22 protein-coding genes are annotated in these 23,630 nt (G+C 43.2%); 8 read left to right on the top strand and 14 right to left on the bottom strand.

The window, feature by feature from the left end:
* Positions 1-6: 6 nt before the first annotated feature.
* From MBUR_RS10290 to MBUR_RS10280, 3 genes are read right to left on the bottom strand one after another with little or no spacing between them, the layout of a single operon-like run.
* Complete coding sequence (locus MBUR_RS10290) at positions 7-1,032, bottom strand: AAA family ATPase (RefSeq protein WP_011500009.1); 1,026 nt, start codon at positions 1,030-1,032, stop codon at positions 7-9.
* Positions 1,033-1,053: 21 nt separating this feature from the next.
* Complete coding sequence (locus tag MBUR_RS10285; RefSeq protein WP_011500008.1) at positions 1,054-2,748, bottom strand: preprotein translocase subunit SecD; 1,695 nt, start codon at positions 2,746-2,748, stop codon at positions 1,054-1,056.
* Positions 2,745-3,647: a protein translocase subunit SecF gene (locus MBUR_RS10280; protein WP_011500007.1), complete on the bottom strand. Its 903-nt coding sequence runs from the start codon at positions 3,645-3,647 to the stop codon at positions 2,745-2,747. Before MBUR_RS10280 ends, MBUR_RS10285 begins: the two co-directional genes overlap by 4 nt.
* A 105-nt stretch (positions 3,648-3,752) precedes the next feature.
* Here MBUR_RS10280 and MBUR_RS10275 point away from each other — a divergent pair, with 105 nt between their 5' ends.
* The gene (locus tag MBUR_RS10275; RefSeq protein ID WP_011500006.1) at positions 3,753-4,208 is read left to right on the top strand and encodes a deoxycytidylate deaminase; all 456 of its coding nucleotides are present in this window, start codon (positions 3,753-3,755) and stop codon (positions 4,206-4,208) included.
* Here the strand turns inward: MBUR_RS10275 and MBUR_RS10270 are convergent.
* From MBUR_RS10270 to MBUR_RS10260, 3 genes are all read right to left on the bottom strand, one after another.
* Complete coding sequence (locus MBUR_RS10270; RefSeq protein ID WP_048063376.1) at positions 4,199-4,960, bottom strand: coenzyme F420-0:L-glutamate ligase; 762 nt, start codon at positions 4,958-4,960, stop codon at positions 4,199-4,201. The genes MBUR_RS10275 and MBUR_RS10270 overlap by 10 nt on opposite strands.
* A gap of 173 nt (positions 4,961-5,133) precedes the next feature.
* Positions 5,134-5,595: an Hsp20/alpha crystallin family protein gene (locus MBUR_RS10265; RefSeq protein WP_011500004.1), complete on the bottom strand. Its 462-nt coding sequence runs from the start codon at positions 5,593-5,595 to the stop codon at positions 5,134-5,136.
* 108 nt (positions 5,596-5,703) lie between these two features.
* The gene (locus MBUR_RS10260; RefSeq protein WP_011500003.1) at positions 5,704-6,909 is read right to left on the bottom strand and encodes a cofactor-independent phosphoglycerate mutase; all 1,206 of its coding nucleotides are present in this window, start codon (positions 6,907-6,909) and stop codon (positions 5,704-5,706) included.
* A 116-nt stretch (positions 6,910-7,025) separates the two neighbouring features.
* Here MBUR_RS10260 and MBUR_RS10255 point away from each other — a divergent pair, with 116 nt between their 5' ends.
* The 4 genes from MBUR_RS10255 (at position 7,026) to MBUR_RS10240 (ending at position 11,065) form a co-directional block, all read left to right on the top strand.
* A complete protein-coding gene (locus tag MBUR_RS10255; protein ID WP_011500002.1) occupies positions 7,026-8,243 on the top strand; it encodes a hypothetical protein in 1,218 nt (405 codons plus the stop codon).
* A gap of 115 nt (positions 8,244-8,358) precedes the next feature.
* The gene (locus MBUR_RS10250; protein WP_011500001.1) at positions 8,359-9,768 is read left to right on the top strand and encodes an aspartate kinase; all 1,410 of its coding nucleotides are present in this window, start codon (positions 8,359-8,361) and stop codon (positions 9,766-9,768) included.
* A 13-nt stretch (positions 9,769-9,781) separates the two neighbouring features.
* Positions 9,782-10,783 (top strand): phosphoribosylformylglycinamidine cyclo-ligase, encoded by a 1,002-nt coding sequence (gene purM / locus MBUR_RS10245; protein WP_011500000.1) that lies wholly within the window; start codon positions 9,782-9,784, stop codon positions 10,781-10,783.
* Positions 10,784-10,786: 3 nt separating this feature from the next.
* Positions 10,787-11,065, top strand: coding sequence for a DUF1894 domain-containing protein (locus tag MBUR_RS10240; RefSeq protein ID WP_011499999.1), 279 nt, complete (start codon positions 10,787-10,789; stop codon positions 11,063-11,065).
* Here MBUR_RS10240 and MBUR_RS10235 read toward each other — a convergent pair whose 3' ends face one another.
* The 7 genes from MBUR_RS10235 to MBUR_RS10205 form a co-directional block, all read right to left on the bottom strand.
* Positions 11,066-11,629 carry a hypothetical protein gene (locus tag MBUR_RS10235; RefSeq protein WP_011499998.1) on the bottom strand — a complete coding sequence of 188 codons (564 nt, stop codon included), beginning with the start codon at positions 11,627-11,629 and terminating at the stop codon, positions 11,066-11,068.
* 60 nt (positions 11,630-11,689) lie between these two features.
* Entirely contained in the window at positions 11,690-15,793 is a 4,104-nt protein-coding gene (locus MBUR_RS13105) for a LamG-like jellyroll fold domain-containing protein (RefSeq protein ID WP_011499997.1), read from the bottom strand.
* A 119-nt stretch (positions 15,794-15,912) separates the two neighbouring features.
* Positions 15,913-17,241 (bottom strand): type I glutamate--ammonia ligase, encoded by a 1,329-nt coding sequence (glnA, locus tag MBUR_RS10225; RefSeq protein ID WP_011499996.1) that lies wholly within the window; start codon positions 17,239-17,241, stop codon positions 15,913-15,915.
* Positions 17,242-17,535: 294 nt separating this feature from the next.
* Positions 17,536-18,264: an NAD(P)-binding domain-containing protein gene (locus MBUR_RS10215; protein WP_011499995.1), complete on the bottom strand. Its 729-nt coding sequence runs from the start codon at positions 18,262-18,264 to the stop codon at positions 17,536-17,538.
* Positions 18,265-18,446: 182 nt separating this feature from the next.
* On the bottom strand, positions 18,447-19,697 hold the full coding sequence (locus MBUR_RS10210) for a Glu/Leu/Phe/Val family dehydrogenase (RefSeq protein WP_011499994.1): 1,251 nt from the start codon (positions 19,695-19,697) through the stop codon (positions 18,447-18,449).
* A gap of 233 nt (positions 19,698-19,930) precedes the next feature.
* A complete protein-coding gene (locus MBUR_RS14640; protein ID WP_052286234.1) occupies positions 19,931-20,119 on the bottom strand; it encodes a hypothetical protein in 189 nt (62 codons plus the stop codon).
* On the bottom strand, positions 20,119-20,583 hold the full coding sequence (locus MBUR_RS10205; RefSeq protein ID WP_052286233.1) for a metallophosphoesterase family protein: 465 nt from the start codon (positions 20,581-20,583) through the stop codon (positions 20,119-20,121). The genes MBUR_RS14640 and MBUR_RS10205 overlap by 1 nt, the downstream gene beginning before the upstream one ends.
* Positions 20,584-20,970: 387 nt before the next feature.
* On the opposite strand from MBUR_RS10205, the gene MBUR_RS10200 reads away from it, so the two are divergent.
* Together MBUR_RS10200 and MBUR_RS10195 are read left to right on the top strand one after the other, a co-directional pair.
* Positions 20,971-21,294, top strand: a complete 324-nt coding sequence (locus MBUR_RS10200) for a DUF167 domain-containing protein (RefSeq protein WP_011499993.1) — start codon at positions 20,971-20,973, stop codon at positions 21,292-21,294.
* Positions 21,295-21,359: 65 nt separating this feature from the next.
* On the top strand, positions 21,360-21,983 hold the full coding sequence (locus tag MBUR_RS10195; RefSeq protein ID WP_157196713.1) for a YIP1 family protein: 624 nt from the start codon (positions 21,360-21,362) through the stop codon (positions 21,981-21,983).
* A gap of 67 nt (positions 21,984-22,050) precedes the next feature.
* Here the strand turns inward: MBUR_RS10195 and MBUR_RS10190 are convergent, their stop codons facing one another.
* Entirely contained in the window at positions 22,051-23,190 is a 1,140-nt protein-coding gene (locus MBUR_RS10190) for a class II fructose-bisphosphate aldolase (RefSeq protein WP_011499991.1), read from the bottom strand.
* A 176-nt stretch (positions 23,191-23,366) separates the two neighbouring features.
* Here MBUR_RS10190 and MBUR_RS10185 point away from each other — a divergent pair, with 176 nt between their 5' ends.
* Positions 23,367-23,555 (top strand): hypothetical protein, encoded by a 189-nt coding sequence (locus MBUR_RS10185; RefSeq protein WP_011499990.1) that lies wholly within the window; start codon positions 23,367-23,369, stop codon positions 23,553-23,555.
* Positions 23,556-23,630 lie beyond the last annotated feature (75 nt).

Raw genomic sequence — 23,630 nt, 5'->3', positions numbered from 1 at the left:
CAGATATCAATAAAGTTCCGTAACCAACTTCTCCAGATGGATCCGTGGATTAGCACTGTCTATAACCATTGCATCCGTGTCCGCAATCCTGCAGATGGCCTTTGCAACCTCACCTTCAACCCTACCGGATTCCACGACCACAGAATGTAACTGCTGCAATACCTCGTCCCCCGTAAAACCTTCTTCGATAAGAAGCGTATCGATCAGTTTTCTTGCCTTCAGTACATCATGCTCAATAGCAGCATTATGAAGCTCGGTCACATTTTTCGACACATCACCTAGCGCTTCTTCATAAAGAATTTCCCCTGTGATCGTTTTACCGGGATGGTTCATAACCGCGAACTGAAGTGTCAGAAGGGCTTTGGAAACATTACCCCCTGCATAATAAAGAAGGGCATCGTACCCATCATCTGAAATTGAGATAGCTTCCTTCTCTGCTACCGAGATCACAAATGACCTGAGTGCATCGTCCGGCACATAGGTAAAGAACAATTCCAGCCCTCTTGACCGCAAAGGAGCGATCAGTTTTGAAGGTTGGGTGGTAGATAATATGAACCTGCATGTCCGGGTATATTTTTCCATTATCCGCCTTAAAGCATGTTGAGCACCGGTTTCCAGAGATTCAACGTTGTCGATGAATATTATCTTATAATCTGCATCCAATGACCCCATGCCTGCAAATTCATTAATGACTTCCTTGAATATGGAAATAACACTGGAATATATCTTTTTGGGATCATCGGTACCGATAATGTGAACAAAACGCTTATCCCTCACAAGATAGCGTTTCCCCTGATCAAAGAAATCAGAAGCATTGAAGTAAGTGAAATTGTTCTCATAATATTCCCCATAAAGCTCGTATGCCAGAGCAAACGCTGTGGAAGACTTTCCGGAATTCACCGGTCCGTGAAAAACAAGATGAGGGAGGTTGCCCGACCCCACAAGATGGACAAGAGAATTCACAGACTCCCCGTTCCCCACAATATCCTCAAGCTTCTGAGGCCGGTATTTTACAGTCCATAGATCATTCATTGAACAAACTCCAAACAACCATCATTCTGCTTTGTCAAGGACCACTTTGATCACTTTACCATATACAGGTCTTGCAATAAGCACACCGATAAGCACACCAACTATTGTGGTGATGGCAAATCCCCTGAGAGCACCGAATCCCATGATCACCAGAGGTGACATCGCGATCATAGTCGTTGCTGCAGCTGCAAATATAATAGCAAATGCCTTAGTGATCCTTTCCATATAGACCTTGGTGGATGGAAGCTTGCCTTCATACAGAACTTCATCAGTGATTATCACAAGATGGTCGATACCTGTACCTATAGCCGCAATAATACCAGCTATCGCCGCAAGGTCGAGCTGCCAGTTAACAGCACCAGCAAATCCGAGTATCATTATGACCTCACAGATCGAAGTACCTACCATCGGCAACAGGATCTCCTTTTGATGGTATCGCCTGAACACCACTGCAGCCACTGCTAACAATGCGAAAAGTCCTGCTAAAGCCACCTGCCTCTTGAACTGGGCACCCAATGCAGCATCAACCTGACCGGAGCCCATAAGCACAACGTTCACAGGCAACGCACCTGCACGTAAATGTATCTGAAGCTGTTCAGCCTGTGTTTTACCATCCTCATCGGCACCTGTAGAAGCCTGCCATGAATAAATAGGATGTTCGTTCAGTGTTGAAGCCGCGGAATAGCTCAATGGTGCACCATATACCTCCCTGTCATCCAGATACATGTAGAGCAGATGTGAATTCGGATCATTGATAGCACCTGACTCGATCGCGATCTTTTGCAAAGCAAAAGCACCATCTTCATCAAGAGTGAAAGGAGTGTTCCAGTAACCATCCATCTGGGTAACGATACCCACTTTTTCGATAGAATCACCATAGAGCACATGCACACTTTCATTTCCAGTGGTTTGCATGCGTATCTCGAACTTACCTGGTTTCTCGACTATGTCCTTTGCAGTAGTGAGATCAGTACCTGCGAAATCGATCAGTATATACTCATCACCAACAGTACGCACAGGTATATCCTTAAGACCAAGTGAGTTCAGTTTTTCACTAAGGATATCACGGGTCATGTCCCGTGTCTCGGTCCTGACCCCTTCCCTGAATATCGCATCCCCGTCACTTCCCGTAAGAACATTGCCTCCAACCGGAACCATCAATGCCTGCAATTCTTCCAGAGAGACACCGGTACGTATCTCGTACTCAACATCATCCCCAATAAAAAGAGGAACGACCTCAGTATTGAGAGCTTTGGAAAGGTATTGCATGATAAGGGTTTGTTTGTCCGTGAAAAGCACAATATTACTTATATCATCAGAGTATGAGATGTCGGACTCCCCGAGACCTAAAAGATCTATCTGAAGGTCAGAGACATATGCACTGGTCGTGAACGTGACAGTATTACCAGCATTGGAATAACCCTCACCGGTATTCCCCGTAACACTTATGATATGAATAGGGGCATCGATCGCAGACTCCACAATTTCCGTCACCAGCATTGAGATGTCGGCATCCAGTTGAGTAACAGCACCCTGCAACTTGATCTGTATCCAGGAACCACCTTCAAGATCAAGACCATAATTAAGATCGGTGTTCAGACCCTCTTCAGCAGAATAACCAGGACCTATCATCACAACGGAGAGAACTACAGCTGCGATCAGTAACCAGACACGCATATCATTCTTCAATCCTTTTGGAACTTCCTCTTCTCTCATGCCCTTCGCCTCCTTGGAGTACTGCGGCGAACATGCCACCTCAGGATACCAGTATTAAGTAGCCATGTATTCATCAGATCAGCAGCCAGTCCAAATATAAGGACTATCGCAATATCGGAAAGTAGATTTATCTGTGAAACAGAAGAGGTCACCAGATAAGAGAAAGTGGAAACAACATACATCACGACCAACGCAGCAAGCGTGGTAGTCGTCATGGTGATACCGGTGTGCATCGCACGCCCGATGTTCTCATCAGGACTGCCCCTTCTCTTAAGGACACGGGTGGTCAACAATATATCACTGTCTACCGAATAACCGATCAGCATCAACAGTGCTGCAACAGTTCCAAGGGACAGCTCGATCCCCACAAGGTTCATAAAACCAATAGCTATGGCAATATCTGAGAATGCGGAGAGCACCACAGCAAGTGATGGTACCGCCGTTCTGAAAATAAGGAACACAACAAGGGCCATACCTATGAACGAAAGACAAAGAGCTATCAATGCCTGTGTCTGCAATTCCTTACCGTACAATGCACCTATCTGTTTTATCTCCACACTGCTATACTTGGAAGTTATTGCCTTTTCAAGCTCAGACTGAGATTCACTATCCATCGGGCCGAACTGTAGAATAGCACGGTCTCCGGTCTTACGGACATCGACAAGGGAATGAGTTGAATATGCAAGCTCAAGGGCTTCTGCAGATTCCTGCGTCTCAAAAGCGATCATCGTTCCGCCTTCAAATTCCATCCCAAGCTTCACCGGTGCTCCGGTCGTTGCAAATACGAATCCCGAAACTAAAAGGGAAAGCACCAACACTGCAAGTGGGATCGCGATCAATTTCTTATCATCGCAACTCCGTACAAAAGAGTCAAGATACTCTGTTAAAATGGCTGCCATTCTTAATGCTCCATTATCAAAAATATATCACATATAATAATCGTTACTATTCTCAGAATCATACACTACAACTTATATATACTACTTGCTATTTTCATTTAACACATGACTGAAAGACCTTCCATAGATGAATATTTCCTGGAGATAGCATCAGTTGTCTCAAAACGTTCCACCTGCCTTAGGAACAAGGTCGGTGCCGTCATCGTAAGGAACAAGAGAATTCTTTCGACCGGCTACAACGGCGCACCAAGCAATATGGAACATTGTCTTGAGATCGGCTGCATAAGACAGCAGAACAATATCGCATCAGGAACCCGCCATGAGAAATGCAGGGCAGTACATGCAGAACAGAACGCCATCATACAGGCAGCCCTTCACGGAGTCAGCATAGGTGGTGCAACAGTTTACTGTACCCACCAGCCATGCATCCTTTGTGCAAAGATGATAATCAATTCCAACATCACCAAGGTGGTATACAGTACTTCATACCCTGACACCGACACCAAGGAATTCTTCGACGCAGCAGGCGTTGAAATGGTGTACATTCCACCTCAGGAATGACGAAGACACTTCAATCCTTTTCTAATAATATCCTCGCCTTCCCGGCGATACATTTCTTTTACAGACACATCATCACTACTGTAAAGGTTAAGCCCCCGTACAATTACCACAGGAGTTGACCCTGCTGCCTCACCCATCAACAGGTTGGCTGCCGATGCAATTTCATCAGCCACCGCTTCCTCGGTTATCTCAAGCACTTTCCCGAAAAGGTCTTTCTCGCCCCGCCAGTCCTTGATAGGGTGGACACCATAGACACCTACCGCAACACCAGTCTGCCCGATCTTAAAGGCCCGACCATTCGTATCAGTAATGATGACGCTGACATCCTTCCCGCATAGCTCAGCGATATGCAGTCCAATGGACTTCGCGGACCCATCCGGATCATGCGGCATATGCAGAAAATACCTATCATCCACATTGGAATCATCAATACCAGCGTTTATACTTACATGACCGTTAAGGTTCTCAACAAGCAGAACCGGGAATTCAACGATCTGTTCGACACTGTTGTCAAGTACCACCTGTACAAGCGCAGGATCGGTACCACACTTCTTCGCCATTGCAACAGCACGTTCGGAGGGGATTATCGCATCCTTAAGAATAGTTGCAGCCTCTGATTTCGCAACAATGGTCGATGCAATAACGATCACATCATGCGACTCAGGTTGTGTTCGTTCACATATCATAGCCGCAATATTGTCGCCTTCTTTGATTAGTGGCAGATCATCCACAGTAAAAAGTTCCATCTTCAAAATGATACCTCGATCAAGATTGTATCGAAAATAATAATAACATGGTAAATAATACTATCCACATAAACAGTATTGCGGCGATGATGAGAGTTACCCCGACCGAGCAAAATATGACGATAAACTCTAACTGATGCCGCAAACTATCAGGTGGGTAAAAAAGAGAAGAAGGTCGATCACTCGATCTTGATCTTTGTTTTTTCTTCAGCTTTTGTCTTTGGAAGCGTTATGGTCAATACACCGGCTTCCAACTTTGCTTTTACACCTTCATCCGAAACCACGGAGGGAAGAACAGCAGATCTTGAGAAGCTACTATAGGTGCGCTCTTTTTGTACGTAACCTTCCTTTTCAGACTCACTTTCCTTCTTGAACTCTGCATGGATCTCAAGAATATTATTATTCACACTGATCTCAACATCCTCTTTATCAATTCCAGGAAGATCAGTCGTAACGATAACGTTATTATCCTCTTCCTTGATGTCCATCAAAGGTGCCCTTGATTTACCTTCGAACAATCCCCCGAAAGGAGAGACTTCCCTTAATAACTGATTGAGGTGTTCCTGAGTCTGCCTGATCTCATCAAACGGATCCCAGCGTGAAACATCAGAGGAACCCCTACGTACTAATCCAAATTTCATATATATACCACTCCCATAATATTTATGCAATAAACAGTTGGGATGGCAGGAATAAAAGGATGACGGTCTAAAAAAAAATGATATGAGAAAAGAGATACATAGGCCGCTTTAAGCCTGTTTTGCCCGTTCCATCATGAGTTGAACGAGGTCACACCCCCGCACAATTCCAAGAGATCCTTTTTTCATAGCATCCTCATCGAAAGTCTCCACATCATCAACCTCATCCTCAAGTGTGGAATACATCACGAAAGGAACTGGTTCCGAAGTATGTGTCCTGAGAGCTATAGGGGTCGGATGGTCAGGAAGAACAACTATAGTGTAATCTTCATCACTTTCCCTTGCAGCACGAAGGACCGTACCCACAACCTTCTCATCGAAATCTTCGATCGCCTGCAACTTAGCTTCAATATCACCCATATGGCCGGCCTCATCCGGAGCTTCAACATGGACAACTACAAAATCCTTATCCTTTAGAGATGCCATGGCAAATTCCGCTTTACCCACATAGTTGGTATCAAGATATCCGGTAGCTCCGGGAACTTCGATAACATCAAGACCCGCATATATCCCGAGTCCCATTATAAGGTCCACTGCTGAGATTACCGACCCGGTAAGTCCATAAAGATCTTCGAACGTACGGAAGCTCGGTGCATACCCCTGCCCCCAGAACCACACCGAATTCCCAGGATTCTTGCCCTCTGAGATCCTCTTCTCGTTTATTGGATGCCCCTCCAGTATCGGGATGGAACCTTCGATAAGCTTTCCAAGTACATCACTGCCATCCCCCCTGGGCATATGGTCATTTATCTCCCCATCAATAACATCATGAGGAGGAGTACAATCTGCATTTGCCCCAAGACCATTGGATGCAACAAGAAGGTGACGATAGCTGATACCCGGATAGAATTTCAAGCCCTCACTTCCAAGCTCAGCATCCACCGCTTCTATAAGTTCCCTTGCTTCCTCACTCGTAATATGACCGGCACTGTGGTCTGTAATAAGGCCATCCCTAATGGTGATAAGATTACACCTGAAAGCCACATCGTTCACTTCCAATGGGATACCCATGCTTGCAGCTTCAAGGGGGGCACGTCCCGAATAATACAAAGCAGGGTCATACCCCATAACAGACATGTTAGCAACATCGCTTCCCGGAGAATAGCCCTCAGGAACATTTATCGCAAGACCTGCAAGACCGTTCTTTGTCATCTGGTCCATGTTCGGAGTGTTAGCTTTCTGGAGGGCGGTCATGCCACCCAACTCTTCCAGCGGATGATCGGCCATTCCATCACCAATGAGAATAATATATTTCAATGATACACCTCTTTTTCATAAAGAAACAAACGCTCAATTGGATGTGTCGATAAAGATATAAACACAATGCTCCCTTTTTAACAATGTTTAAGTACCTTCGTGAATGGTGAAGTTTAATGAAATATATACGTTTTGTACTCATAGGAATTTTTGTTATGCTGTTTGCAATTACCCCTGTAACAGCACTTGACCCGACCGAACCGATAATACACTACTCTGAAAGTGTGATAAATATTGGTACCAAGCTTACACTTGATCAGGGATATACCCTGCATATCGTAGATATCAACGAGAACGATGGAGATGTCTGGGTAGAGGTATTGCGTGATGGAAAGGTTGTCAAAGATGGAGATGGGACCGGACAAGAAGATGACCCTTTCGAATACATATTAACCGTTGAAGCAGAGGATGATGATGACGAAGACAAGGATTATCTTGTGTTCCGGGTCACGCCAAAAGATGTAGTTTCCAAGGATCCTGCCTCTGCAAAAATAAGGATAGAGCAATTCCGCAATCCTGAAGAGAAACTCAATGATCTTTTGATATATGATGATTCAAGGTCGATAGATATAGGAGACGAACTTAATCTGGAAGAAGGATTTTCACTAAAAGCATCCAACTATGACGATGAAGAAGAGACCATAACCATAACACTGGAAAAGAACGGTCACCTCGTCAAAGAGATAAACGATATGGAAAAAGGTGAGATATTCAGCCATTACAAGGCCGTTAACGGAGAGATAACAACAATTGTGATTGCAACAATATATGATTTTTTTGATAGCACTGAAACTACCGTTTTCCTGAAAGAGGTTACACAAAGAGAGGATGTGATAATCGAAAATAATGTGGAAATAACAGTAGAAGGTCTTGCAGGAAATGTAGTCAGGGAAAACGAGCGCGCCATAATCTACTATGAACTTGATAATGATGCATCCGAAATAAAAGTATATGTGGATGATGAGCTGATAGATACTCGCAAAGAAGTGGATGAGGGAAAATACCCAGCGGTCACAGAAGAAATGGATGCAGGAAAACATGAGGTCACCATAACCATTGTGTCTGAAGATGGCTCTGTATCTTCAGAGGATAGCTCATTCACCGTAGAGAAAAGCAACTCTATAACCGAGACAATAAAAGAGACGAGCTTAGACGTAGAGAACATGAGTAAGATAGATGAAATGATACCAGGTAGTGATAATCTAACTGATGCTGTATCAGACGTCGTTTCAGATTCTGTCGATGATGTCAAAGGATCAAGTGGTTTTAGCTACATCGTTGTTGCAATACTAATTGCACTTACTGTGTTCTTCTTAAAAAGGGAATTTAGCTGATCTCCTTTTTTGATCTTAGCCCAATGCCATCATTTTGTCTTTCATAATCTTTATATTACACTGCTGTCCTTATAGCCACATTCAAATCAAGCTCAATTTACAAATGTGATCATCTATGAGATATGTAATGAAATTCGGCGGAACATCCATTGCAGATGGAAAGAAGATACGCCATGTTGCACAACTACTGATAGGCTATAAAGAAGGAGGCGATCAGGTTGTAGCTATTACTTCAGCCCTTGGTGGTGTTACTGATGGGATTCTTACAAACGCAGCGGAAGCATCACAAAAAGGCAAGGTCTCGCAGGTAAAAGAGTTCATGGCAGAGCTTGCAAAAAAGCACTATGATGCGATAAGTGATGCAATCGATAATGAAAGGATCGCCGATGAGGTCATTGAGACCATCGACATCCGCATCGATGAACTTGAAAAGGCCCTTATAGGTATCTGCTATCTTGGAGAGCTTACCCCGCGTTCCATAGATTATATCTCATCTTATGGAGAACGACTTGCAGTCCCCATAATCAGTGGTTCGATACGTTCCATGGGAATCGATTCTAAACCATTTACGGGTGGAGAGGCAGGTATCAACACTACAGAGAACTACGGAAACGCCAGACCTCTGAAAAAAAGCTATGCGCAGATAAAAGAAGTTGTTGGACCTCTTGTGGAAAATTCAATTCCGGTAGTCACAGGATTCATTGCAGAAGACAAGAATGGCATTATAACCACTCTCGGACGCGGAGGTTCCGATTTCACTGCATCCCTGATCGGTGCTGCGATCCAGGCAGATGAGATATGGTTGTGGAAAGAGGTTCACGGTATCATGACCACTGACCCGAAAATAGTACCAGAAGCATCTACGATATCACAGATATCATACATCGAAGCAATGGAACTATCATATTTCGGTGCTAAGGTGTTGCATCCAAGAGCCATAGAACCTGCCATCATCCATGGAATACCTGTACGTGTGAAGAACACGTTTGACACACAGTTCCCCGGAACCCTCATCGTTGCAGACCAGAATTGCAGTGAAGAGGTAGCAAAAGCAGTGACATTAATAAGAAATGTGGCAGCCATCAACATTTGCGGTGCAGGTATGGTAGGTGCCATCGGAACTGCTGCAAAAATATTTACCACTCTTGCGAACGCTGGAGTTAATATCATAATGATCAGCCAGAGCTCATCTGAAGCGAACATGTCACTGGTCATAGAACAATCCCATCTTAAAAGGGCCATCAAATCCCTGGAGCATGCATTCAATGAAGGTGTTGTCGGAGAGGTCGCATACGATGAAGATGTTTGTGTGGTCGCTGTGGTGGGTGCTGGAATGGATGGCAGCCCGGGTGTTGCAGGGAAGATATTTGGTGCTCTCGGGAAAGAAAAGATCAATGTAATAATGATAAGCCAGGGTTCGTCCCAGCATAACATTTCATTCGTAGTAAAGGAAGAAGATGCAGAAGAAGCAGTGAAAGTCCTGCATCGTGAGTTCGGTCTCGGAAAAAAGAACGGATGCAACTAAAAGAGGGAATTAAATGAACGAGAAACATCTTACATATGCAGATTCTGGTGTCGACATCGAGAAAGAGGAATCGACCATCAAGGCACTTACAAATGGAATGACATACAAACGCGAAGGTATCGGTGCCCCTCTTACAAGCATCGGTCACTACGCAGGACTTATCGATTTCGGCGAATATGCACTTGCAATGGCAACCGATGGTGTCGGTTCAAAAGTGCTTATAGCAAATGAGATGAAGCGCTGGAACACTGTAGGCATCGATTGTATCGCAATGAACGTCAACGACCTTCTTGCCATCGGTGCAGAACCCATCAGTTTTGTCGATTATCTTGCTCTTGAGAAACACTCTGATGACTTTGCAAGCCAGATAGGAGAAGGACTTGTCAAAGGTGCAGAGATCTCAAGAATGAGCATCGTAGGTGGTGAAACTGCAACCCTGCCAGAGATCGTGAACGGGTTCGATCTTGCAGGTACATGCCTTGGAATGGTCAAGAAAGAAGAAGTGATCACCGGAGAGAAAGTTAGGCTTGGAGATGTACTTGTGGGAATACCCAGCAATGGAGTTCACAGTAACGGTTACACCCTTGTGAGAGATATAATCAAGGAATCAGGACATTCATACCATGAAGATTTCTCTTACAATACAGAGACCACAATAGGAGACGAACTTCTTATCCCGACCCGCATTTATATGGAAGTCCTTGATGTGATAAAGGAATGTGATGTTCACGGACTCGCACACATCACAGGGAGCGGACTGCTGAAACTTAAAAGGGTTACAGGCCTTGGTTTTGACTTCACTGACCCGATCGAGCCAGGAAACATATTTAAGTTCCTACAGGAAGAAGGTAATGTGGATGATCTTGAGATGTACCGCACATTCAATATGGGAATGGGATTCCTCATCATCTTACCTGAAGCAGATGCTGAAAAGGCTGCAGAGATGACAGGTGGAAAGATAGTCGGAAAGATAGTTGAAAGCGGCATTCGTGTACGCGATCTTGAGATAGTGTAAAATATGGCCTGTATAAACGATATTCCCTATGAGATCCTCCTCAAAGGAGCCACACCCCAGGAATGCGAAGACTTCATCAAGAAAGAATGTGATGAGGTCTACCACGTCAAAGGCGGCTACAAATTACATGGGATCATGCTCCGTGGAGGAGACTCCATACCCATCGGAATAAAAGGAGACGACCTGATATTCCAGTTCATAAAACCATGTAGTGGCCTATACATTCTCAGATATTCTGACGCAAAGGAAGATATCGAACAGCTACGCAATAGCCAGAAATGATCATATCTTCGATCGTTTTGCTTTTTCACTGATATATTTGAGGAATGCTGACGAAGGGAACTCATGGATGGTCGTGGCTATCACCAGCCCATCCCCTATTTCCTTTACTACCAGCACAGCATTTCCTTCACTGTTCTCAATTACGACCGTCCCATCGGTCTCTGAATAATAACCATCACATTCCACACTTTCCCGAACATCTGCAATACAGGACACCTCGTGAGACCATACCTGCACCAGCCCAACCTCCCCATGCTTTTCTATATAGGTAAGTTTCATGGGCAACCAATCGTGCTCATATTCAGGCATTAGTGCACCGAACACCACAAGAATACCCCCGGCAAGGACAAACTTCTCAAAGGACTTGTCATTGTTCTCGATCCCGGGACAGATCTTAGTATATGCAGGATTTGCAAATCCTGTCGGGATCACAACACACTTGCAGGGAGGAAGAAAAGGAGTTCCGACAGAAGTCGAAAGAACACGCTGACACTTAAGACCATTCTCTTTAAAGAGCTTCTCAAAAAGTAAAGGGTTGTCCCAAAGTAGCATCACATCTGTCATGAGAAGAACTTATCATGAATCGATTTAACGTTTATGGAACATTTCTCGTAGAAATCCCCCTCAACTATATGTTATGTTCAGTAATGGTGCACTGGAAGGAACACCATTATAGGACTCAACTGTTCTTCTACCATTACCATTAATGATAATGGAAAGAGAATTGCCGGAAGACCATCCAGGCCTGCCGATAACTTCCTGAACCACATCAGATATATCCGGCGAGACCAGAATCCCCCCGACTGCAGGAGCAGGAATACTGTTCCACTGAACATATTGAGTTGTTTTTCCCCTACGTGTGATATCATGACGTCTGCTACCAAACTTCGGAGATTCATCAGCATCGTGAGCATAGATATTCAAATTCGTAGTCATTGACTCATATTCATCAATAACGAACACAAGAGTTGCAGATTCGATGGTGCTGCCTTGTGGAATGGCCACACCTGTAAACCTGACACCGACCTCCTGATCAGTGGATTCACGAACCAATTCAAGATCTGTACTGGTCCTGACCATTGCTCCATTTGAAATTCGCTCTTCAGCATCATTATAAGATGAATTTACTTTATATAAAACGTATTTTGTGCCATTAGTAGTGACTGGCCGGGAGGAATTGTATATCTCATATATCTCATTTCCTGTCAATGCATTTTGATGCACCCCTACCTCATCGATCTTACCATCAAAGAACTTTTGAGTAACTCCATCTGATCCAATGTAGATATCCTTTGAGTTGACTTTAAGATCTCCTGAAACTGTTGCATTATTAACCTCCCTGCCATCAACATAGAGTCTCATAGCGGATCCATCATAAGTAAAAGCTACATGATACCAGCGACCATTCTCAGGAACACCACTACCCCACCGGAGGGATTGGGAGCCGGATCCATCGAAATATACAGAAGCACCCCATCCATTCCAGATATCGAGGCCCAGTCCATATCCCCCCCAGTCACCTTTCTGAACTATCTTTGCAGTATTTGATACGTCCGAATTGACCCATGCCATCATGGTAATGGAATCAGTGAACTTAAAATCTGATGAATTCGGGACAAACACATGATCATTTGTCCCATCAAAGTCTAGCCCACTTCCATTAGAACCAGTGGTCCATGCAGCACCTTCAACATCGCCGTTCAGATTGGAAATAGAATCATGGACAGTGGTTCCGGAGTTTTCATTGAAAGTCCAGAAGGATGACATAACAGGATCATTTGTTACTAATTGATAGTAACCACTGGATTTTAAGTAAGTTCTCGAAGGGGTCAAAGTAAGGACAGTTCCGGCTGAGCTGTAAAACCCGATGTTTGAGATAATGATACCCGAATCGTTTACCGGATGCCAGTCAATTATTGTAATCTCATCAGCTTTCAAATAAGACTGGCTGTTATGAGAAGGAAGTTCATATTTTAAAGTGGAACTAAAATCTGACATCGGATTGGCATAAATGCTAGTAACCCTACCAGTATCTTTAAGGTCACCATTTATATACAATTTAACATTGAGGTCAAAATCTGATATCTGTGAACTTACATCATTCATGGAGATAGTAGCTGAAGTCTGATCATTTACAACTTCAAGCTTAACAGAATCGCCGGTTTCCAGATCATATTTTGTACCATCTATACGAACATGACGATGATCATTGCCATTTGTAAAGCTTATGTAACCACCGTCTTTAATGACACCGCCTTTGTTAGGCTTGTTAAAAATGATCTGAGATGCATAGGTGCCTTCTGATATTTCGTCTTGTTTGTTCATTTCATACCTTGATCTGATATCAAATAAAGTCATCTTTTTGTTAGATAGATAAACTTCATCAATAGTGCCGTCAAGACCGTACTTTTTATTAGCTCCATCATTTTGAGTGATCTTTGCACCTATCTGCAATGTACCATCTGTATTCCGGACAGCACCAATTGTGTTCTGTTCAGACCTATCAAGTATACCATTGATATAAACTTCAATAGAAGAGGAATTCCAGGTACCCGTCAGATGATACCATTTATCCAGCTCAAGTTTGGTGACAGAAGTTACTTGCTGGAATGAACCTGATGAATTGTAAAGGACGAGACTTACGTGTTCGTCATTATCAAACTCAAGAGAATATGCTTTGTCAGATTTTGATTTACGGTCGCCCTTATGCACGATACCGGCGTTTGCAATATGAGAATTCAGTTTTATCCATGTATCAATACTACCTTCCGTACTAAGATCAAGTGAACTATTGTCATTTACGACCACATATTCAGTCCTGTCATCAAGAGAAAGAGCAGTACCGTTGACACCTGATACCCATGATGCACCAGATTTGAGAGTTCCATCATTACCGCCCATAGAATCAACAACATTGATACCTGTCCCCTCATTGAATGCCCAGAAGGACGTGAATGTAGTCACAGGTATTGTCACCTCCTGAGGTTTCAATTGCAAATAATTGTTCATTATCTCAGATGCACTCAGCTCCCTGTCGGTTATGCTGGCTTCATCGATAACCCCGTTGAAATATGCTGAAGGAGTTTTGTCGGCCCAACGACCAATGTTCCATCTATCAAAATCACTATTGAATGGAACTGTGCGTGTATCAGTCCCATTGAGCACACCGTCAACATAGAGTTTCCTGTCGATCGCAGAGGCGAACACTCCAACGACATAGTGCCAGTTACCATCCGTTACATCTACTGTACTGGAAACTTCTTTTAAGGCTGTGTTCTTTGCAGCAATTGTAAGTCCTTTCGTCTTATCGAGATACATACCATAATATGCATTTGTAGCAGAACTATCTGCCATACTGATAATAACCTCATCTTTATTGGACCCGGAGTTCTTTATCCATGCACTGACTGAAAAAGGATAATTTTCAATTATCGAAGAATCCACACTCACATGATCATTGCTACCATCGAACTCAAGTGCACTGTCATTAAGACCGGATACCCATGTAGCGCCCATTACATCACCATCGTGATCACCAATCGAATCGTAAGCGACAGTACCACTATCCTCATTGAATGTCCAGTATGCACTATTGATGACCGTGGGTTTGTTCAGATCATGTCTTGCCTTTATCTGTTCATCCGTGAGTCTTGTATTATATACCCACACTTCATCAATAATACCATTGAAACTGCGGTCAGAAATGAGATGTTCCCCTATCAAAAAAGGGGCACTTGATATAGCAATATCCCCTTCGTGTACAGCAGATCTTTCTTTAACCCCATTGACGTATATGGCGATCTCCTGATCATAAGAACTGTAAACACCTACAACATGATACCAGATTTCTTTTTGAGGTGCTGTAGTGGAACTTATCCAGTCCCTTCCATCATCGGTATTAACAGCAAATTCAAACCGATTATTGCCATAGGTGTGTTGCAACTGGTACTGGTCTTCACCATCCTTGTTAAGGATGTTAGCCCAATTTTCACCATCGTTCGGATCTATTGCCCATTTGACCCATGCTTCCAGAGTTATTTCAGATTTTGGATTTAATGAAATGCTATTTTCCACGCGAACCACGTCACTATCATCGTGGAATCTAATACCTGAACCACTTATACCGGATACCCAGTCAACCCCGGTCAATGTGCCATCATTGTCATTAACGGCATCATAAGCAATAGTTCCACCATTTTCATTAAAAGGCCAGCCAGAAGAGATAAGGACCTGTGGCAGACTACCAAGACTACCACCTGAACTGATTTCATCCCCAAGAAGAGGACCACTCATGATAACAATATTTGAAGGAGTATGTACTAGCGCAGAAGACACATAGTCATCATCGCTGATGTTTAGTCCCCACAAAGATGAAGCATTAATGGAAATAATATCCCCAAGTTCCCATTGTGGTTTCCCGTATATAGACTGTATTTCCTGAGAAGATAGCTTGATAGCAGAACCATTCAAGTTAAGGTTCAGTCTAATGTCTTGACCATCAACGGTTTCACCACCGGTGTGCCTGAAATTCACAGTATCTGCCCCAACATCTACCCACCCAATTACATCCACATTGGGCACATCGGAAGGACCTTCATAAGAAAGAACAGAAGCTGCAATGAAAGATACTGCTATTACTACGATAGCAGTCATCATTATCTCACCAACAACAACAGAAACTCCATCTGTGTTTTTAATGAATGATCTCTTGGGGGATAGCGGCACCATATAACAATATATATTTGCAATGATATATTAACCTGCCCAAACCAGAAATATAAGACTGAGACCCAATATTCAAAAATAGAACACGCATATCAAAAAAAGAGAAATGAGGGTAAGAACTCTCACACAGTATTGAGATACCTTTCGATCTCCCAATCATGAACCTGAATACGATAAGAATCCCATTCAGCCTTTGCAAGACTCAGGACACTATTGTGCACATGAGCACCAAGTGCTTCTTTTAAGAGCTCATCATCTGCCAGATACTTTGCAGAATCGTTCAGTGTTGATGGAAGGGTTTCGATACCAAAGTCCCTGAGTCCTTTATCAGTAAGCTCAAAGATGTTCTCTTCCCTGTTATCCCCGGGATCGATCTTGTTCCTGATACCATCAAGCCCTGCTGCAAGAACGGCAGCGAATGTGATATAGGGGTTACATGATGGGTCCGGGCTTCTAAGTTCTACACGAGTGCCCTTACCCCTTGCCGCAGGGATACGGATGAGAGAGCTTCTGTTAGCACCTGACCATGCAATGTAGACCGGAGCTTCATATCCCGGAACAAGGCGCTTGTAGGAGTTTATAAGTGGATTGGAAATTGCTGTTATAGCCTTTACGTGTTTGAGAAGACCGCCAATAAAGTAGCGTGCTTCATCACTTATCTGCATATCGCCATCAGCATCATAGAATATATTCTCCCCATTCTTAGAAAGAGAGAGGTTTACATGCATACCTGAGCCGTTCTCACCAAAGATCGGTTTTGGCATGAAAGTTGCGTGTAAGCCATTGAGCTTTGCGATGGTACGGGTCACATACTTGAAAGTAGTTACATTGTCAGCAGTGGTAAGGGCATCCCCATACTTGAAATCGATCTCATGCTGACCGAATGCAACTTCGTGGTGTGAAGCTTCAATCTCAAATCCAAGATCCATGAGAGTTAAGACAATATCACGACGAATATCCTCTGCAAGGTCTGCAGGTGCAAATTCGAAATACCTGCCAAAATCGTGAGGAATAGTTGTTGCTTTTCCATCATGCCTCTCGAACAGGAAAAATTCGAGTTCAGGACCCACATTAAGTGAGAAGCCCATTTCTTTCGCCTCTTTCATGACCTTCTTGAGTGTGTAGCGAGGATCCCCTTCAAATGGTGTTCCATCGGGAAGATAGATATCACAGATCATCCTTGCAACAACACCCTTCTTCTGGTTCCATGGAAGTATGGCGAAGGAAGATGTATCTGGTTTTAAAACCATATCTGACTCATTGATACGAACAAAACCTTCAATGGAGGAACCATCGAAGGATATGCCCACACTAAGAGCCTTTTCTATCTGTGTTACAGGAATTTCCACATCTTTCACGACACCCTGAATGTCCGTGAACTGCAACCTTATAAACTTAACATTGTTATTCTCAATTGCTTTGAGAACATCTTCTTTAGTATTGATATTCATTGCATCGCCCACATCATGGATTGGTTTGTGCTATTTATAGAGTACACTAAGATATTATGCTCTAGAACTTGCCTTCTATATATAGCCTTTTGCCGAAGAATAGAAGAGATAAGAAAAGGGGGAACTGGGGATTCTCTTTGAGGGGACGGAATATTTTCGTTTTTATGAATCCAAGATGATTTTTGACGGATGGAACCCTTCAGTTGCCCTTTATCAGATGTGTACACTATGGAAAGGATGAGATATATAATCATTGGTAATAAATATTTATACCAAGACCATTTCTGATTTAATTTAAACGAATTTGATACCAACATCATGCATTTTATTGCGTATGGCAATATTTATCACCAAAGGTGTCAGAGATTCGACCATTCCAGAAGTCTCAAGTGGTCCGACATCTAACGGACGCATTTTAGATATATCATTTACAAGACCGAATATGATCTTCTTTGAATGCATGCAGTTACCACATACCGCAATATCATAATCAAGTTCAATATCAAGGTCTGCAAGTTTCTTTGCAGGAACATTGTGGAACGCAGATACAAGTTCTATATCAGATGGCAAGAGTGTATCGATCTCTGCTGCAGCACTGCCAGCAGCAGGAGTTGTGTAACAGAAGTAATCAGCATTATAATCAGACTTGGAAGCATTGATCGTAATATGCCCATTGGTAGTTGGGTCCGGCTGGATGTAACAGCGATCCTTTTCCATAGGAACTACAACTGAAACTACGACCTGGTCTTTGAGGACAGGTGCTATGAGCTCGATCACAGAAGAAACCTGTTCATACCGAATTGCAATGATTATTACATCTGCAACTTTTGCAGCAGACTTGTTTCCCATACCTTCGATCTTGGAATCAAAACCCCTTTCGCTCAGGATACGAGTATATTCTTCTGCGACTGTAATAGCTTTCTCAGAATTTCTGGAACCTATCACCACATCATGCATCTGACCCCAGCGCAGGGCAAAGCCTCTACCAATATTGCCAGTTCCACCAAGGATTGCGATCTTCATAATGACCTCTAATCTCTCAATTAGTTATATCTTTTTTGATAAGTAGAATGCGATATCCAATGACGAACATTTAGAATTATTGAATATAATACAAATGTTGGATGGACATCAATGGTTTAAAAAAGGGAGAAGATATCCCTTCCTTCAGACCAAGAGTTATTTTTCGAAAATGTCTACAATGCTTAGTATAACCATCCGCGGTCTGCCATTGCTTCAACTACACGGTTGACAGCTACGACATATGCTGCAGTTCTCATGTTGACATTATACTGCTTGGACGCTTCGAGAACAGCGTGGTATGCGTTGGTCATCTTTGCGTCAAGTCTGTTGTGGACCCTCTCTATGCTCCAGCGGTACATGTAGAAGTTCTGTACCATCTCGAAGTAAGATACTGTCACACCGCCACCATTACAGAGGAAGTCAGGAATGAGGTGTACGCCTTTCTGGAAGAGCATCTCATCTGCTTCCGGAGTAGTTGGACCATTTGCAAGTTCTGCAACGATCTTTGCTTTGATATTGTCTGCATTCTCGTGTGTGATGACGTGCTCAAGAGCTGCCGGGATAAGTATATCGACATCAAGCTCAAGGATGTCTTCGTTGGAGATAGGCTCTGTGCCTGCGAGACCAACAACTGAACCGGTTGCCTTCTTGTGCTCCTGTGCTGCTTCTGCGCTGATACCGTTCATGTTGACAGCACCGCCGCGGCTGTCACTTACAGCGACGACCTTGCATCCGAAGAGCTCTTCACAGAGAGTTCCAGCAAAATAACCTGCATTACCGTATCCCTGAATTGCGACAGTTGCGTCCTTAAGTTCAAGGCCGATCTCTGCTGCTGCTTCACGGACTGCGTAAAGACCGCCACGTGCTGTAGCATCGCCACGACCGAGGGAACCACCAACGCTGAGTGGCTTACCAGTGATGACACCAAACTGGTTCTTGCCAGCGAACTTGGAGAACTCGTCCATCATCCATGCCATCATCTGTGGGTTGGTGTAGACATCAGGAGCAGGTACGTCCTTGTCAGGACCTACGATCATTGAGATACTTGAAATGTACTTCCTTGAAAGGCGCTCAAGTTCACTCTGGGACATTTCCTTAGGGTTGCAGATAACTCCACCCTTACCTCCACCGAGGGGGATGTCCATAACTGCACATTTCCATGTCATCCATGCTGCAAGTGCCTTGACAGTGTCAACGGTCTCGTCTGGGTGGAAGCGGATACCACCTTTTGTTGGACCTTTTGCATCATTGTACTGTACCCTGAATCCCTGGAAGACCTTGATGCTTCCATCATCCATGCGGATAGGAAGGGACACATGCATTTCCCTCATTGGGTTCTTCAGGATATCATGAATGCCCTCATCGAGCTCAAGGATATCTGCGCACTTCTGTAACTGCTTTCTTGCATTCTCAAATGGGTTTTGTTCTGCCATTATTTTACCTCACGTTTAATTTTTTAAATTGTAATAGGTACATATAAAAAAATTAATGCAACCATAATCTTTTTTATTAATATATAGTCATTTTTGCCACCAAGACTGTAACTATTACATCTCGTGGCTTGACAAGGATACTTATTACCGCTATCTAGTATAAATAAATTTTGTTATAGATAACATATGGAAAAACAATGAAAAGAGAGAGAAACGCTCGATAGCTCTTTATTTTAATACCCATGTATTAGAATTCTCACCAATTCATCTGAACAGGGCATCCTTTTTTCAATCTTTCCAATTACCGACCGTACATCATAGTCAACGTCAAAGAATTCCACAGTGGAACCCAGAGTATCCAGAATTGCACAACTTGCACCAACACCGCCATCTCTTCGCTGCCCCACAGAACCAGGATTCACTATCTGGACCCCCTGCGACCATTATATCTGCATCGACCTCCCCAGCATATCCCTAACAGCTTCATTGGAAGTGTCCGGCCCGATATAGTCATACATAGAAAGCGGACCAGCATGAGTAAAGAGGAATCGTATGCCATCAATATCTTCTTTGAGCGAGAATGGTAAGTCTCAAAGAAACTCGAGTTGCCCGTCGTCCAGGACATCCAGAGTACATTTCCGTGTAGCAACGGAAAGATGCTTGTAAGTATAATCACAGCCACAATCAATTCCCCTGACAGCGCATTATTATGATTACCCATCACACACGAAATGCCTTCATCCCGCAGCCGATCGAAACATCCACCCGGATCCGGACCATAGTCCACCAAATCCCCAAGACAAATTGTTCGGTCATGAGGAATGGAAAGCGCTGCATCCAGGGCTTCAATATTACCATGTATATCAGAGATAAGAAGCAGTTCCATAAAGGGAATGAAAGCTAATACATGATATAACAATTACTGGAAGATATTTTTAACAAACAATTTCACATGGATCCGATACGATCAAAATAAGATAACAAAGGAACAATACATGAAAATTAGATACACACAAAACGTTATCTTTATATCATCCTACCATGTACTGTACTCTGGCGCATTGTAAGGTCCTTGCATGAGAATATGGCAGAGCCTTTCTGTGATTGTATAGACAACCTCAATGCGGCACATACGATAATGCAATATAAGCCTGACACGAGGGAAACCGGAAGGGACAGCGGGAATCCCAATAGGATGAACTTTCGGAGTTAGTGGGCCAGGTTACAGCATTATCGACATTTTTTAAAACACACCGATCGAAGAGTTCTTACTATGCCCACATCTTTTGAAAAAGCTATCAAAGAAACAAAGGATGGTATCGCCATCGATCTGGAAGTTACCCCCGGGTCAAAGAAAGCCTGTTTTCCTGCAGGTTATAACCAGTGGCGGGAACGTATCGAAATCAAACTTACGTCCGCAGCACAGAAAGGGAAGGCCAACGGACAGCTTATAGAGATCGTGGCAGACTTTTTTAATATAGGTCAACGAGAGGTCATCATAGGGTCTGGTGCAAAAAGCTCTAAGAAAACGGTCATCATAAATAGACCTGATCAAGAACAAGTTGTTTTAGCACTCGAGAGTATTTTGAAGAAATAGTAAAGAGACTCGCCGATAAAAAGAAATCGTCAATGATATATAGTATTACTTGTAGATAAATGGCGATGACACTAACTCAAATTCTTAAGGATCCTAATAGTTTTTTTGAAGAAAAGATAAAAAGTGAAGTGGAATTTAAGACACCTCTTCTCATAATGATATTCATCGGGGTATTAGCAGCCATAAGCGCCACGGTTATGACCCAATCCATAATGAGTGCTATGCCAGAAGAAATGGCAATGTTTGGAATCATTGGTCTCGTGGCTGCTATCGCAGGAGCATTTATCGGCGTTTTTATCACCTGGGTAATATACACGATAATATTCTACCTGCTATCATCTGTTTTTGGTGGAGAAGGAGATTTTAAAAGAACTCTCGAATTCGTTGCATATGGATTCATTCCAACCATCATCAACAGCATAACCTCCATTTATGTGATCTCAAAGATTTTCTCAACGATCGACATGACCACAGTTGACCCAATTGCCATAAATGAAACACTTCTTGCAGACCCGACAATGCAAATGATCACAGTGGTAGGAATAATCATTAACCTCTGGAGTGCGAACATCTGGAGATATGGTCTTGTACATGCAAGGAACATGACCGTAAAGAACGCAACAATAGCAGTGATGATACCAATTGGAATATCAATATTATTCAATTTGATAACTCTTCTGGGTATCTAAGTAAACGACATATAATAAAAAAAGAGATAGAAAAGATATTAAGCAATATTTAAAAGAAGAAAAGGGATCATGCCATATGATCCCGAACTATTTTTGCAGTGCCCTGACCATTGAAGGCCTTGATGAAAATAAGAGTCTCAGCATAACACATTGCATCAATTGCTTCCAATGTATCCTCACCAACTGAATATATCCTGTCAAAGAACTCTTTGATAGCAAATTTGCTGAACTTGCCAAATAGCTCATTATCGTTCTTTTCCGGAGCCTTTTCCTTATAGTTTGCAATTGTCCAGTCCCAGAGATCTTTGTAGAGTTCGGGCTCATATACCTTGAAGAGATCCCAGACTATGTTCTGGTAGAAGGTTGCCACATTGCCCTTCACAATATCGCCATGTGGGAAGTGATTGTGAATCAGGTCACGTGGTGTACCGGTGATCCCATGCTGTGCGATCCTGACATCGAGGTTGTTGTCCTTCAGTGCCTGTGCTACTGCAACGGTCTGCTCGATATCTACAGATACCTGTTCGATGCGGTTACCGTTGGTATCATAAGTGTTCCCATGAGCACTACCATTAGCAATTGCCAGGAAGTGAGGATAAACACCGTTCTCGTTCAATGCCTTGATGAAAGTAACAGCTTCCTCCGGCCGGGTCAGAACTCTGCCATGTTCGTCCTCCCTTCCAATCTCACCGACCTCGACCTCAAGACCATACTCCTTATCGCCCATACCCCTTTTGATGTGGAGTCCGATCTTTGTTGTTGCATCGATGTTGTTCGCAAGTTCTTCACGCAGATTGCCACCCTGGAAATTGAACAGATGGGATGCGTCAATTGCAAAGGAAGTGTAACCAGCCTCTATCTGTCCATCGACAAGCTTTTTTGTAGCCTCGATATCTTCATCAGTGCCCTTTTTGATACCGATATGGTCCGCATGTAATGACCACATATCGAACTCGAGCTCTTTTGCGGCATCTCTGGTGATCTTGGAGATCGCAGCAGGGGTCAGACCTGCATAGCCACCTTCCAGATTGCACTCCGACCTTGCCAGCTCAAGAATTAATGGTGCATCCATTTCTTTTGCTGCTCGCATGATGCCTTTTGTCACAAGAGCGATACGAGGATTTGCAGTCATAATGATCGTGTTCATATCAAGCAGGCTCTTAAACATAAATGAGCTTGGTATCGGTTCAAAATTGTTATTGGTCATGGGATTACCTTCGAAAGTTCATTTAACGTATTTTTCTACTAGATGTACCATTCAATTATAATCATTTCGATAGACAAAATGAAACAATGCACATCAATGTTCAGAAAAGGATAAAACCACAAACTCTAAATATTTAATTCCTAATCCATTAGAATAAGAAATACGGAGGAAGAAAAATGGAAATGGCCGAACTATTGAAGCTGGAAGATAATCTTACAGCTATGGGTGCAAATGAACTGTATACCTATGCGACCGAAAAATATCCGGACGTTCCTAACATGGGGATGGGGAAGAAGAAACTGGTGGTTCGGAGAATACTGAACCATGAAAGGAACAAGATGAACAAAGAAGAAAGTACAGACTAAACCTTACATTCTGCTTCTTTTTATTTTTATCAGTACATCATATGCTCAAAAGCCGAACATTGTCAGAACCAATTT

The organism is Methanococcoides burtonii DSM 6242 (genome assembly GCF_000013725.1).
Lineage (GTDB): Archaea > Halobacteriota > Methanosarcinia > Methanosarcinales > Methanosarcinaceae > Methanococcoides > Methanococcoides burtonii.
Note: the sequence above shows the minus strand (reverse complement) of the source record. Positions and strands in the feature narration are given on the sequence as shown.